The organism is Gammaproteobacteria bacterium (genome assembly GCA_011375345.1).
Classification (GTDB): Bacteria; Pseudomonadota; Gammaproteobacteria; order DRLM01; family DRLM01; genus DRLM01.
Genome location: DRLM01000020.1, coordinates 1 through 13,150, shown reverse-complemented (window position 1 = coordinate 13,150; position 13,150 = coordinate 1). Strand labels below are relative to the sequence as shown.

Below are 13,150 nucleotides of genomic sequence, written 5' to 3'. Positions count from 1 at the left end.
TTTTTCACCTCCCCTATAAACTGGCCACGGCACGGACGGCGCTGTGTTCTTGTCTGCCTTGAACGGTGGCGGTGGATGCCTGCGAGGACAGTTGCCTCAACCAGGCATCGAAGTCTTCTTTGCTGACCACTTTCACCTTGCCGTACATGCCTGAATGCATCATGCCGCAGTACTCGCGGCAGGTGACTACCGATTCGCCGATTTCGTCCGGCATAAACCATTCGTAGGTCACCCGGCCCGGCATCACGTCTTCGGTGACGCGGTATTTGTTGAGATAGTGGGAATGAATCACGTCCTTGCTGGTCATGCGCAGCAACACCGGCCGTCCCACCGGCACCACCAGCTCGTTGGCGGACACGGCACCATTGGGGTACTCGTAACTCCAGCTCCACAAGGCGCCGGTGACTTTTATTTCGTAGGCATTGGCGGGCACTTTGCGGTAGTCGTCGTGCAGGTCCCAGGCTTTGACGAACAGATACAGGTCATCGGCCAGAAACAGGGCGGAGGGAATGATCAGCCAGCCCAGCATGGCCTGGGTGCTGAGCCGCGGCTGGGTGCCCACCTCCTCGGCGTGTTTGCGCTTGTAGACGAACATGAAATACAGTGTCACCAGGGTAAACACCACGCCGATGATGGCGAGGTCGAGGAACACGTGGTGCAGCACCTCATCGTAATGGGCATGGGGGGTGATGCCGAAATCGCGGCTCTGCCGCGGCACTTCCGCCGCTGCCATGGCAAGGCCCGGCAGTGAGCCGGCCGCGAGCGCGGCGCTTCCCGCCAATAGCCGCCTTGTTTTTTTGTTCATGACTGCTTTCTCCTCTTCATGATCAGGGTTCCTCCTATGAGTGAAGTCAGTGCCAGGGTGAGCGCGCCGGCGGCGATGAACAGGGGCGTGTTCAGCGTGTACCGGCCGTCCTCGTAGTTGTAGCTGTAGCAGGCGCCCAGCAGAAAGTTGATGACGTTGGACGATGACAGTTCGCGTCCGTAGGCCTTGGTAATGGACAGCTCCAGGTCTTTCGCGCTGACCGAGGCGGCGTACAGAAAGCGCGACACGCGGCCTTCGGGTGACAGGATCAGATAAACGCTGGGATGGATGAAGACGCGGTCACGGGGTTCCCACATGAACTTGTAGCCCACGCTTTGGGCGAAGGGCCGGATGTTGTCCGCGTGTTTGAAACGGGCCAGAGTCCAGCCTGGCGGCAGTACGCCGCGAGGGGCGATGTGCTGTTTGAACGCCGCTGTGGTGCGGGCGTTGTCATGGCGGTCAAAGGAGACTGTGAGCACCCGGTAGTCAGCGCCCAGTTTCCAGGTGCCCACTTGTTGCAGCGTGCGCCGCAGGCTGTCGTTGATGGTGGTGCAGGCACCATCGCAGCGGAAATACGACAGCACCAGGATAAGCGGCCGGTCCAGCATCTCCGCCAGGGTGAATTCGGCGCCCCTGTCATCGACGAACACTGTGTCCGTCGCCGGCGCGGCGCCCAGATAGCGGTCCTCGTCCACGCGCACCAGTTCGGGATCGGCGTGGGACGCGGGCACCGAGCCATAGGCCGCCGGCGCCGGGTCGGCCTGCGTCAGGGTCACCAGGCCCAAAGCGAGCGCCGCCGCCCGCGTTGGTCGCGCCGGGTGCCGCGTGCCTGTGAGGCCGTTGCCGCTGCTCCACATGGTGGTACCCCGCTGCGCACTGCCTACCACAAGTACACCTGCAGAAACACCCACACGCCCAAGACATTGACGAAGTGCACGTACATACTCATGGAGCGGGCGTAGGACGGACTCATACGGCCCTGGAATGCCGGCCGCACCGCCAGCAACAAGATCAGCACCCCAAACACAATGTGGGCGAAGTGGATGCCCGTCATGCCGTACAAGGCGGTGGTGTAAGCATTGGTGTCGATGCTGACGCCGGCGTTGGCCAGGCCGACCCACGTCATAATGGTGATGGCGCCGAACACCACCCACAGCAGCACCGTGAGCAGCGTCATATTGGCGAAGCCGCCGGCGTTGCCCGCCAGCTGCTGGCGCCGGGCGAGACCGACGGTGAAGCTGGAGGAAATCAGTATCAACGTCGAAACATACGGCGGTGACAACTCCGGCGAACCCGCCGGCGGCCACAGGTCCGCCTGCAGGCGCATGGTCCAGTATCCGGCCAGCAGACCCAGTATGGTCATCACCTCGGTGCCGATGAACATCAACATGGCGGCCGGACTCCAGCCTTCGTCTTTGATGACACCCACTGTGGCACCGGCCCAGCCGATGCCGCCGGCCAGGAGCAGCAGTGCAGCCAGCGATGCGGCAATGATGGCCAGCAGGCTCTGGCCGTAGACGAACTGAAGCATGAAGGCCCAGGGTAAAAACAAACCCGCGCCGAAGCCGACAAAGAACGGCCACGGTTCCGCGTGCCAGTGGCGGGTCGAAGCATGCGTGGTCATACCAATCTCCCTCTGCAAAAGAAGCACATTGACTGATCTTGTTTGTCGCAAACTCAAAGCAGGTAACGCGCCAAATGGGTAAAGCGGAGAATTGTGCGGTGTTTACAGGCATTTGTGCCGATGGCGCGGACGGGTGTTAAGCCGCGGGCGTGAACGTTCCGTTCAAGGTGCAGGTTTGATGGGGCTTGTTTTGTTCAATTCGGAAAGACAGGTGTTGTAAGGGGGCAGAGTCATCCACTATGGTGAATTTTTCAGTTGGATTCAGTGGAGGCTTGACGATGAACATCAGCAAAGCGAATGCGGGCGGGGTGACGGTGGGCAGCGGGGAAAGGCGGAGCAAATTGGGATGGGACAAAAAGCTTTATCTGTTGTTGTTCGGTCTGGTGCTGGCGACGGGGACAAAATTGGTGGTCAACGGCCTGTTCCCCGGTCCCCTGCCGGCCAGTGAATATCCCGGCCTTGGTGGCGACTTCACACTGGTCGGCGCCAATGGTCCGGTATCGCTGCATGATTTTCGCGGTCGTGTGGTGGTGCTGTTCTTCGGCTACAGCCATTGTCAGGATGTTTGTGTCACCGCCCTGGCCAATGTGGCGGCGGCCTTGCGGCATCTTAAGGAAATGGGTGAAGCGGACAGCGTGCAAGCCTTGTTTGTGACGCTCGATCCCCAGCGTGACAGTGTGACCCGGCTGAGCTGCTTCACGGCCTATTTTCACCCCGCCATATTGGGCTTGAGCGGCGCCGTGGCACAAATCGAGAAAGCGGCGCGGCGTTTCGGCGTGGGGTACAAGAAAAGCACCGCGGGCCCGACAGACTACGCGATGAGCCACAGTGGCTATCTGTACGTGATTCGTCCCGACGGCAGCGTGGGTCAGGTGCTGCGCCACAACAGCAGTCCCAAGGCCCTGGTGGAAGCGGTGCTGTCCTGGTTGCCCTGGGTGGATGCAGAAGCCGTGGGTATATGGCGCAGGTGAACGATTCGTTCAGCCCGCGGGGGGGGTATTGCACAATTCGTTTTGTTGGCCTCGGGTGTCGGGATCGACACCAGATTCGCTCCCCCCTTGTGCTTTCCCCTGGAAAACGCCCGGACGTCAAAAGCATAGCTGACCGCGGTGCCAGGGCAGGGTTACTTCGGTCCGGGATGGCACGGTAGATGCCTGGAGGTTTCGGGCCCGAATGTGGAGCAAAGAGGGTGTTTGAATGGAATGACCATGGCTGCGGGACAATGGTCCGTCCAGAGTCATCGGTTGAAATCAAAACGAAGAAGATGTTCGTTTAATGTGATGAGGAGTGTGTGCATGCGCAATGTAGCGAAGAAACCCAGGACGATGTTGTTCATGATCGTCGTGGCGGCGGGGTCGCTTGTTTCCGGCGTTGCCTGGGCGGCCGATGGCGAAGCGGTGTTTCAGTCCACGTGCAAAAACTGTCACGCCACCGGCGTGATGGGGGCGCCCAAGTTTGGCAGCCAGGCTGATTGGGGCAGCCGCATCGCCCAGGGCATGGCGGTGTTGTACCAACATGCGCTAAACGGCTTTACCGGAAAGAAAGGCATGATGCCGGCCCGGGGTGGTCGTGGTTCCCTGAGCGACGAGGAAGTGAAGGCAGCCGTTGATTACATGGTCAACGCCGCGAAATAGGCACCGAAGGCAATGAGAAAAGCAATAAGCACTACCCGCGAAAGGGTGGCATCGTGCAGGAGGCGCGGCGCACCCGAGGATGGCAAGCGCTGATCCCCCCCAGTGGTTGCGATCGTACAGGCGGCTGGCGCAGAACATCTGGCCAATGCGGGCTCCCACCTCCTCCCCACCGCAAAGTCAGCGCCCCGCGTCAGCCGCCTGTTTTTTTTCGGGCAATTCTGGTATATTCCGCATATCTTTTGTGGAATTGGTTTTGTGTCCGGCACGGTGGGCAATCCGCCCTGCCGGCATCATCCCAGGGAGGACGAAGACGAGATCGAGACCGGCGCGCCCACCCCATGGCGCCCCCTGTGGCCGGCGATTCCGGCCTTAAAGGGCCAAGCGTATGCCCAAGCTCAGCTACGATCACCAACGCGGGCAACTGATCCTCACACGATTCCTGCTTATTTTGCTTCCCTTGCTCATTGCGCTGGCCGCCGCCGCGGTGGCGCACTTTTACACCGAGACCAAGCTGTTGCAGGTGAGCCAGGAGAGCGACGAAGTCAATCGTGTGGCCCTGGCGCAGCAGGGCCTGGTGGGAGAAATGCGCAGCGTGATTTCCGATCTCACTTTTCTGGCCAAGCTGAACGAGCTGTGGGATCTTCTGGACGACCGGGGGCCGGACAGCGAACGGGCCCGCCTGATGTTGGCGCAGGAGTTTTTGTACTTCAGCGAGAACAAGGGCATCTATGATCAGATCGCCATTGTCCACATCGACGGCAGGGAACTGCTTCGTGTCAACTACGGTGACGGCATGCCCTATGTTGTCGAACAGGCCGAACTTGCCTTTCAAGGGGGGCGCAATTATTTCAAAGAGGCGCGCGAACTGGACCTCGGCGGTGTTTACATGTCGTCCTTCACGCTGACCCGGGAGGGCCAGGCGGCGGACAGCCCACCCCGTTCCGTTATCCGTTTCGCGACCCCGCTGTTCGACAGTGACGGCGAGAAAGCCGGCCTGCTGTTTCTCAGCGTACGGGGTGAGACCCTGCTGTGGGGCTTTCGAAAAGCCGCCGCCGCCATTATCGACCACGCCCATCTGATCACCAACGAAGGCCATGCCCTCGGTTATCGCGCCGCTGCCGGCGGGGTGCGGCAGGTGCCGTATTTCGACGATACTTTCGTCACCAGCTACCCGGTCGAGTGGGCCCGGATAGCCGGAGAACACAGCGGATCTTTCACCACTGAAAACGGTTTGTTCACGTTCACAACGGTATATCCCCTGGTATCGGTACTGGAGTTTTACGCCCAGACCAGCGCCGGTGTGGTGTCTGATGTCAATAACGACGGGGCCCACGCGCCGGCGCGGCTGTGGAAGATTGTGGCCCATATTCCGGCCGCCCGGCGCGCCATCCCCTATCAACGTTTTTTTCTCGAAAACATCTGGCTCTATTCCTTTGCCGCCCTGTCTGTGATTGTGGTGTCCATGCTGCTGACCCTGGTCGGTGTGCGCCGGGCTGTGGCCAGGGCCCAGGCCGACTACGAGCAGCGGCTCAGGGATACCCTGGGTGCCATCGGTTTTGCCGCCGTCACCGTGGACCCGTCCGGCCGCGTGCTTTACTGCAATGAAGCTCTGCGGGCGCTGGCCGGCTGGCAGGACGGCGAGATGCTCGGTCGTGACTGGTTTGATCACGCCGTTCCTCCCGCGCAGCGGGCCGGGCTGCGCGGCGATTTCGAAGCACTGATGAGCGGCGAAGCACCCTTGCAGGCCACCGAATATCCGCTTGTCACTGCCGCCGGTGAGGAGCGTTTGATTGCCTGGAATCACGTGATTTCCTTCTGCCCCAACGGCAAAGTCATGACCCTGACCAGCATCGGGCACGACATCACCGCCCAGCGCGCGAACGAGGAGCAGTTACGCAAGCTGTCGCGGGCCATGGAGCAGACCGCGGAATCCATCATCATCACCGACGCCCGGGGGGTGATGGAGTATGTCAACCAGGGCTTTGTGCGTTTGACCGGTTACCGCCCGGAAGAAGCCATAGGCAAACGATGCAACATTCTCAAATCCGGCGAAACCACAGAAGATGAATACCGCGCCCTGTGGCAGGCCATCAACAGCGGCCGGGAATGGCGCGGGGTGTTTCACAACAAACGCAAAGACGGCCGCTTGTATTGGGAGAACACGGTGATTTCCCCCATTCGCAACGAGGCGGGCGCCATCACCCATTTCCTCGCCATCAAGGAAGACGTGACGGAGCACCGCCGCCTGCGCGAAGAAGTGGAACAACGCAATCGCGAGTTGGCGCGGGCCCAGTCCCTGGCCGCCATGGGGCAAATGGCCAGCATGGTGGCACATGACCTCAGAAACCCCCTGTCCTCGGTCAAAATGACCCTGCAGATACTCAAGAGGCGGAACCGCGGTGATATGGGTGGAGAGGGCGGGGAACTGAGCGGCATTGCCCTGGACCAGATCCGCTACATGGAACGGATCCTGGCGGACCTGTTGCTGTTTTCGCGTCCTGATGCCCTCAAGCCGCAGTGGCTGCACGTCAACAAATTGTTGAGCGATGCCCTGGAGACCACGCGCGAAGCCATCCGCGCGCGCGGTGCCAGGGTCAAGCACCGGTTCCGGGCCACCCTGCCCGCCATCCACGGGGATGCCACCAAGCTGCAGCAAGTGTTCACCAACCTCATCATGAACGCCTTGCAGGCCGCTGCGGACGCTCGCGCCCGGCCTGTGCTGACGCTCAAAACATATCTTGACCTCAGTACGCCCCTGCCCGGTGTCTGTATAGAAATCAGTGACAACGGCGCGGGTGTTCCGCCGGCCGTGGCGGACAAAGTCTTCGAGCCCTTCTTTTCCACCCGCGCCAAGGGCACGGGCCTGGGTCTGGCCATCGTCAGGCGGGTGGTCGAAGAACACCGGGGCAGTATTCATCTGCTCAGTGGCAAGGGTGGTGGCACGGTGGCGCGGGTGGTACTGCCCACCGGCCAGTGGCGGCCCCAACACTCCCTGCCGCCGCGGTTGCAGGACACTGTTCATCCATCGCCGCCGGTAGCAGTCAATGAAAACTAATGCCCTGGTGAAATCCGGGCCCGGTACCAAAATGGCGCGGAATATCCTCATCGTTGATGACGATGTGGCCATCTGTCGCACCTTGCAACTGCATTTGCGGAGCCAGGATTACCAAGTGGCTGTGTCTCACAGCGTGGACGAAGGGCTGCGCCTGGCGGCACGGCACGCTCCCGATCTGGTTATCCTGGACATTCGCATGCCGGGGCGTTCGGGCCTGGAGGGTCTGGTGGAATTCAAACGCCGCTTTCCCGCCGTGCACGTGGTGATGATCACCGCCTTTCACGACATGGACAGCACCATTGCCGCCATGCAGCGGGGCGCCCAGGACTACATTCACAAACCCATTGACATCGACGAACTGGACGCCGCCGTCACCCGCATACTTTCGCCCGAGCGGCTCCAGATCCTGGACGCCGCCGTGCCCGCCGGCCAGGCCGATATCCCCACCATGGTCGGCCGCAGTCACGCCATGAAAGAAGTGTACAAAACCATCGGCCTGGTGGCGGCGCGGCCGGTTACCGTGTTAATCACCGGTGAAAGTGGTACCGGCAAGGAACTGGTGGCGCAGGCCATTCACCGCGCCGGCGCCAATCCCGACGGGCCCTTCATCGCCGTCAACTGCGCCGCCCTGGTGGAAACCCTGCTGGAATCCGATATGTTCGGCCACGAAAAAGGCGCCTTTACCGGCGCCGTGAACCGCCAGGCGGGAAAATTCGCCCTGGCCGGGAACGGCACCATCTTTCTCGACGAAGTGGGTGAGCTGTCGCCGGCCATGCAGGCCAAGCTGCTCCGGGTGTTGCAGGAAAAGGAGTTCACCCCCCTGGGCGCCAAAGCGCCGGAGAAAACCGCTGCCCGGGTGATTGCCGCCACCAATGTCAAGCTGGCCGAACGCGTCAGACAAGGGCGTTTCAGGGAAGATTTGTACTACCGCCTGCGGGTGGTGACGGTACACCTGCCGCCCTTGCGCGAACGCAAGGATGACTTGCTCGACCTGGTTCAGGCCCTGCTGGCCCGCATCAACAAACAGTTGAACCGCAATGTTTCCCGGGTCTCCATGGACGTGATTCACTGCCTGCAGCACTACGCCTGGCCCGGCAATGTGCGGGAGCTGGAAAACGTGCTCGCCAAAGCCGTCGCCCTGTGTCCCGGCCAGGTCATCACCCGGGATTTGGTGAGTGACATCTGCCCCGGCCAGACTGACGCCGGGGCGGCGGGGACGGAACGGCCCTTGTCCCAATGGTCCCTGGACGAAGTCACCCGGGCCCACGTCAACCGGGTGCTGGAAGCCACCGGCTGGCACAAGGGCCGGGCCTGCGACATCCTCGGCGTTTCACGGCCACGGCTGCGGCGCATGATCAGGCAGTTCGGACTCATCGTTCCGGATGACATTGCCGACGACGATGACGGTGAATAAGTGGGGGCTGAGTGGTGACACCTTTTGCTGACCCGGTTGACGGCCGGTTCCCACACTGTCTTGCCCCACGGACGCCTGGTGTTTGAGCCCGGCGGGTGGCGTCTCATGCTGATGGGGATGTTGCGGACGCCGAGGCCGGGTGAGAGGATTGATGTGCAACTGGAGTTTGCGGGCGGCGGAAGAGCGGACTGCACCTGGCGGTGCGCAAGGTGCGGGAAATCGGCGGTCGTCGGCAACGATAACGATACGCTTGTTGGCTGCATGTGATGGCTGTTTTCGCCGATGCCCTGAATCTGCGTGCGCTGTGGGCACTGAAAAGCTTGCTGGTGGCCGCTCAGATAATCGCGGTGGGGGTGGCCTCTGTGGGTCTGGATGTGGCCTTGCCCATGCTGCCCATTGTCTCGGTGATGGCTGTCTATGTCCTGCTGACTCTGCTCACCGGCTTCCGCAGCCGCACCGCCGGCGGCGTCTCAGTGGGGGAGTTTTTCCTGCATCTGGTGGCAGACGTGGGGGTGCTCACTGCCTTGCTCTATTTTACCGGCGGTTCCACCAACCCCTTCGTCTCCCTGTTGCTCCTGCCCCTGGTGATCGTCGCCGCCACCCTGCCCCATCGTCACGTATGGGCTATGGCCGGGCTGGTTCTGGCCTGCTACAGCCTGTTGATGTTTTACTACCGGCCCTTGCCCCACGCCCGGGTGCAGCACGGCAGCAGTTTCGATTTGCACGTGTTGGGTATGTGGTTCAGCTTTGTGATGGGCGTGGCGTTGATCGTGTTTTTCGTGGCGCGGCTGGCGGAGAGCCTGCGTCAGCGCGACCGCAAGCTGGCCGAGGCCAGGGAGCAGGCGCTTGAGGACCGGCACCTAGTGGCCCTGGGCACCCTCGCTGCCGGTGCCGCCCACGAATTGGGCACCCCCCTGGCCACCATGGCGGTGGTGAGTGGGGAGCTGTTGCATGATCATGGCAATGATCCCGAACTCAGGGAGAAAGCGGAGATCCTCCAGCAGCAGCTGGTCCGCTGCAAGACCATCGTCAGCGACATGGCTGCCAGCGCCGGGGTGCCGCGGGCCGAGGCGGTGCGCCGCATTGCCCTGGACAAGTACCTGTGCCAGGTGCTCAGCCAGTGGCGCCTGCTGCGGCCCGGCGCCGCGCCCCGCTGCCACCTTGCAGGAGAGGGGGCGCCACCGGTTGTGGTGACGGACAAAACCCTGACCCAGGCTTTGATGAACGTGCTCAACAACGCCGCCGACGCCTCCCCGGACCAGATCGAGGTCTGTGCCCGCTGGGATGGTGCTGGCATCACCGTGGCCGTGTGCGACCGCGGCCCCGGTATTCCCGCCGCTGCCCAAGCGCACCTCGGTACCCCCTTTTTTACCACCAAAGCCGGCGGCCAGGGGTTGGGGCTGTATCTGGCCCGCGCCGCCATCGGCCGCCATGGCGGCGCGCTGGCACTGCTGGCGCGCCCCGGCGGTGGCACCTGCGTAGAGATCACCCTGCCGGATGAGAGGCCCGCCGTTCCATGAGCGCTCCGGGGTCCGACCTTGAACTGGAGGCGCCAAGCCTGCTGCTGGTGGACGATGACCCCGTCTTTTGCCGGGTGCTGGCGCGGGCCCTTGGCCGGCGCGGTTTCGCCGTGCAATACGTCCACAGCGTGAGCGAAGCGAGGGCATGGGTGGCAGGCAGTCCGCCAGAATACGCGGTGCTGGATCTCGATCTGCCGGGCGAATCCGGCCTGGTGCTGCTGCAGGAGTTGCTGAACGCCGATGCCCACACCCGGGTCGTGGTGCTCACCGGCTACGCCAGCGTCGCCACCGCCGTGGAGGCCATCAAACTGGGCGCCGTGCACTACCTCCCCAAACCTGCCGATGCCGACGAGGTGGTTGCCGCCTTTTCCCGGGCCGAGGGCGATGCCAGCGTCAAAATCGCCACCCGACCCTTGTCCGTCAACCGCATGGAATGGGAACACCTGCAGAAAGTCCTGCGCGACCACCACGGCAACATCTCCGCCACCGCCCGCGCCCTGGGCATGCACCGCCGCACCCTGCAACGCAAGCTGCGCAAAAAGCCACGGGCAGAATGAAAAAGGGTTGGAAAAGGGGTCAGCTGTTTTATGTGAAATACTACGCTAGGTAGTTACCAATTTTATAAAAGTCCCCGCTGGGGGGTCTGTAAATCCCCTGCCTTTAGGCGGCATCATTGCACTATTCCCCTCTCCCCTTGAGGGGAGAGGGACGGGGTGAGGGGTGAACATACGCCGGGGTTGAAACTTGAACCCTCTCCCAGTCTTGGGAGAGGGGACAACCGGCTGTACGGCCGATCAATCCGGCGTATGGCCGTAACATGACGCCACCGGCTTTGGCCGGTGGAGCATTCACAAACACGGTTGCAAGCCTCTTGATATGGGAGGGCTGGGGCTGGCGGGAGTTGCTGATCTTATGGCATCGCCGGGCTTTGTGCTACAAGCCGCGGGAAACACCATGGTGATTAAAGGCAGCAGAACCAGAAAACAAAAACCAGAATAATCCAGCCAACATCAGCGAAATGGTGCCTGGTTCTGGAATGGTCGGGGTCGGGGCCTGGGTAATGACCAGTGAGCTGCTGAAATACACGTTTTCATTACTGTCGGGGTCACTATGCGCAAGAAAAAATCCGCTGGAGGGTGAAAAGTCTGTTATGTCGAAAGTCAGCGTCGCGGTTTCGTTGACCAAAAGATCGAAATCCCATCCAAGTGCGACAGCAACATCGTCTTCGCTGCCGGCAGGTATGGCATTGCTGTTGTCCAGGTCATTAAACTGCCAGTTATCAAAAATATCACCAAATACAAATCCCGGCTCATCGATTTCCCAGCTCTGATTACTGGCGGCCGAACCGCTGACAGAACCATATTCATTGAGGTATGAATTGCTGCCTTCGGAAAATTCATAGTCAAAGAACGCATCAACTGCATAACTGCCAACCACCGAAAAGGTCATGGCAATACTACCCAGGCCGGTGGTGGCATTGTAAGCGGCCAGATCCACTTCAGCCTGAAAAGGAACACCGTCAGAGTTCAGTATACCGTTTCCATTAATATTGATACCGAAATCCTCCACGATCAACGTTGCCTGCGCCGCGCCTGGCAACAGGCTGAAGCAAAACAGCATGCTGATCATTTTTCCGGTTACTTTTTTTGCAAACATTTTAAGCCTCATTTTTCTTATTGGTTGGTTAGTCATGTCTTAGCGTCGTCGTCTCGTACGTGCCTGAGGGGTGGCGCAAACAGTGTTCGAATCCAGCGATTCCACGTCATTGTCATCGGCACTGCGTACAAAGTAACAATACTCAGTGCCGGATTGCAGTCCGCGCTCGGCAAACACGGAATAAGTGGAGCTGGTATTGCCATGCAAACTGAAATTACTGCCAGAGACACTGCGGTAAATGTTGTAATTCGGTGCGCCGGTATGCGTCCAGATCAGGTTGATCTTGTCGCGCTTGGCACGTATGCGCAGGTCATTTGGGCCGGCAACCGGCGCTGCCCGGGGTATCACCGTGACGGCCAAGGAATCAGTGGATGAAACCGCGTTGCCAGCAAGCGGCTGAGCAGTGACATCTACCTGGCTGGTGAAATCCGCCATTGCGTTGGTGCCTAGGCATTGATAGCTGAACTGATCACCTTTTGCCAGTGAGCCAATGTTCCGGTCGCACTGATCCAGTGGTGTGGCATCAACTGTAATATTGTTCAGTGTTGTATCGCCGGTATTGCGGACTTCGACCTTGAGTAGAAAATCCAGACCTTCATCCACCGTTTTGGGTTTTGGTGTATGCAGAATACTGATCGCCGGGTAAGACAGACTTACCGACGCGCTATCGCTGTCACTGACATTGATCGAGGCTGTAGAAATTGCTGTGGCTGTGGCGGTATGGCTGAACCCGGTCAGCAATGCGGGACGCATACATTGGTAGCTGAAGGACTCGCCTGATAGCAGGGTACCGATCTGGCGATCACAATCGGCCAGCGCAGGGTCTGCTACCGCGAGGTTGAGCAGACGGGCGGCACCGCTGTTGGTAACGGTCACATCGAATATGGCATCAGCACCAGACGGGATTGCCGGCAGTTGTGTGCTCACCTGGATATCCAGTGCCAGAGGCAGCATACATCCCAGGGCATCGACTTCGGCACTTGGGGGGGTGTTCGGGCAGGTATCATCGGCACCCGACACGCCATCCTTGTCCGGATCCAGATCACGGATGAAGATATCTCCTTTTCGGTTGGTATCACAATCCAGATCGATTCGTCCCCGGTCACGACAAACACCGTTGCCGTTGATATCAACACCGATCAAATCGGTTGCTTCCGATCTGAAGGCAAATACCCGGGCATCACCTGTCATTGCAGAACCATTGCCACGCGCACTCGACAAACCATCGGCCGTTGGTGACAAAAGCCGGGTGGTGCCGGTTAGCCGGTCATAAACGAAGACGCCACCATTGGGGGCTTCAGGCAGGATATTAGGTGTGCGAGAGTTGTAAACCACAAATCGACCATCGTCAGAGAGATCAGTAACTCGTGCATTGGTGCCATTTTCTCCGCTCAGGGTTGGATCCAGCAACGAGATCCGTTCGGTCAGAATCGAGCCGGGCT

12 protein-coding genes are annotated in these 13,150 nt (G+C 60.5%); 7 read left to right on the top strand and 5 right to left on the bottom strand.

Going from position 1 to position 13,150, the window contains the following annotated elements; genetic code table 11:
- Window positions 1-13: 13 nt before the first annotated feature.
- From ENJ19_01740 to ENJ19_01730, 3 genes are read right to left on the bottom strand one after another with little or no spacing between them, the layout of a single operon-like run.
- Window positions 14-805 carry a hypothetical protein gene (locus ENJ19_01740; GenBank protein ID HHM04449.1) on the bottom strand — a complete coding sequence of 264 codons (792 nt, stop codon included), beginning with the start codon at window positions 803-805 and terminating at the stop codon, window positions 14-16.
- Window positions 802-1,692, bottom strand: a complete 891-nt coding sequence (locus tag ENJ19_01735) for an SCO family protein (protein ID HHM04448.1) — start codon at window positions 1,690-1,692, stop codon at window positions 802-804. The genes ENJ19_01740 and ENJ19_01735 overlap by 4 nt, the downstream gene beginning before the upstream one ends.
- Window positions 1,686-2,429, bottom strand: coding sequence for a hypothetical protein (locus ENJ19_01730; GenBank protein ID HHM04447.1), 744 nt, complete (start codon window positions 2,427-2,429; stop codon window positions 1,686-1,688). The genes ENJ19_01735 and ENJ19_01730 overlap by 7 nt, the downstream gene beginning before the upstream one ends.
- Window positions 2,430-2,668: 239 nt before the next feature.
- Here ENJ19_01730 and ENJ19_01725 point away from each other — a divergent pair, with 239 nt between their 5' ends.
- The 7 genes from ENJ19_01725 (at window position 2,669) to ENJ19_01695 (ending at window position 10,609) form a co-directional block, all read left to right on the top strand.
- Window positions 2,669-3,400, top strand: a complete 732-nt coding sequence (locus tag ENJ19_01725; protein ID HHM04446.1) for an SCO family protein — start codon at window positions 2,669-2,671, stop codon at window positions 3,398-3,400.
- A gap of 354 nt (window positions 3,401-3,754) precedes the next feature.
- Entirely contained in the window at window positions 3,755-4,063 is a 309-nt protein-coding gene (locus tag ENJ19_01720; GenBank protein HHM04445.1) for a cytochrome c5 family protein, read from the top strand.
- Between the two features lie 385 nt (window positions 4,064-4,448).
- Window positions 4,449-7,118: a PAS domain-containing sensor histidine kinase gene (locus ENJ19_01715; GenBank protein HHM04444.1), complete on the top strand. Its 2,670-nt coding sequence runs from the start codon at window positions 4,449-4,451 to the stop codon at window positions 7,116-7,118.
- A gap of 31 nt (window positions 7,119-7,149) precedes the next feature.
- Window positions 7,150-8,532: a sigma-54-dependent Fis family transcriptional regulator gene (locus ENJ19_01710; protein HHM04443.1), complete on the top strand. Its 1,383-nt coding sequence runs from the start codon at window positions 7,150-7,152 to the stop codon at window positions 8,530-8,532.
- A 24-nt stretch (window positions 8,533-8,556) separates the two neighbouring features.
- Entirely contained in the window at window positions 8,557-8,799 is a 243-nt protein-coding gene (locus ENJ19_01705; protein HHM04442.1) for a copper chaperone PCu(A)C, read from the top strand.
- Entirely contained in the window at window positions 8,799-10,052 is a 1,254-nt protein-coding gene (locus tag ENJ19_01700) for a HAMP domain-containing histidine kinase (GenBank protein ID HHM04441.1), read from the top strand. Before ENJ19_01705 ends, ENJ19_01700 begins: the two co-directional genes overlap by 1 nt.
- A complete protein-coding gene (locus ENJ19_01695; protein HHM04440.1) occupies window positions 10,049-10,609 on the top strand; it encodes a response regulator transcription factor in 561 nt (186 codons plus the stop codon). Before ENJ19_01700 ends, ENJ19_01695 begins: the two co-directional genes overlap by 4 nt.
- Before the next feature lie 376 nt (window positions 10,610-10,985).
- Here the strand turns inward: ENJ19_01695 and ENJ19_01690 are convergent, their stop codons facing one another.
- Together ENJ19_01690 and ENJ19_01685 are read right to left on the bottom strand one after the other, a co-directional pair.
- Window positions 10,986-11,708 carry a PEP-CTERM sorting domain-containing protein gene (locus tag ENJ19_01690; protein HHM04439.1) on the bottom strand — a complete coding sequence of 241 codons (723 nt, stop codon included), beginning with the start codon at window positions 11,706-11,708 and terminating at the stop codon, window positions 10,986-10,988.
- A gap of 39 nt (window positions 11,709-11,747) precedes the next feature.
- Window positions 11,748-13,150, bottom strand: a 1,403-nt coding sequence (locus ENJ19_01685) for a hypothetical protein (protein ID HHM04438.1), incomplete at its 5' end; no start/stop codon positions are given.

What these genes read in the sequence shown, in the direction of transcription:
- ENJ19_01720 (HHM04445.1), top strand. Translation starts at nt 3,755, where the DNA reads ATGTTGTTCATGATCGTCGTGGCGGCGGGGTCGCTTGTTTCCGGCGTT.
- ENJ19_01700 (HHM04441.1), top strand. Translation starts at nt 8,799, where the DNA reads ATGGCTGTTTTCGCCGATGCCCTGAATCTGCGTGCGCTGTGGGCACTG.
- ENJ19_01740 (HHM04449.1), bottom strand. Translation starts at nt 805, where the DNA reads ATGAACAAAAAAACAAGGCGGCTATTGGCGGGAAGCGCCGCGCTCGCG.
- ENJ19_01690 (HHM04439.1), bottom strand. Translation starts at nt 11,708, where the DNA reads ATGTTTGCAAAAAAAGTAACCGGAAAAATGATCAGCATGCTGTTTTGC.
- ENJ19_01695 (HHM04440.1), top strand. Translation starts at nt 10,049, where the DNA reads ATGAGCGCTCCGGGGTCCGACCTTGAACTGGAGGCGCCAAGCCTGCTG.
- ENJ19_01730 (HHM04447.1), bottom strand. Translation starts at nt 2,429, where the DNA reads ATGACCACGCATGCTTCGACCCGCCACTGGCACGCGGAACCGTGGCCG.
- ENJ19_01710 (HHM04443.1), top strand. Translation starts at nt 7,150, where the DNA reads ATGGCGCGGAATATCCTCATCGTTGATGACGATGTGGCCATCTGTCGC.
- ENJ19_01725 (HHM04446.1), top strand. Translation starts at nt 2,669, where the DNA reads ATGGTGAATTTTTCAGTTGGATTCAGTGGAGGCTTGACGATGAACATC.
- ENJ19_01715 (HHM04444.1), top strand. Translation starts at nt 4,449, where the DNA reads ATGCCCAAGCTCAGCTACGATCACCAACGCGGGCAACTGATCCTCACA.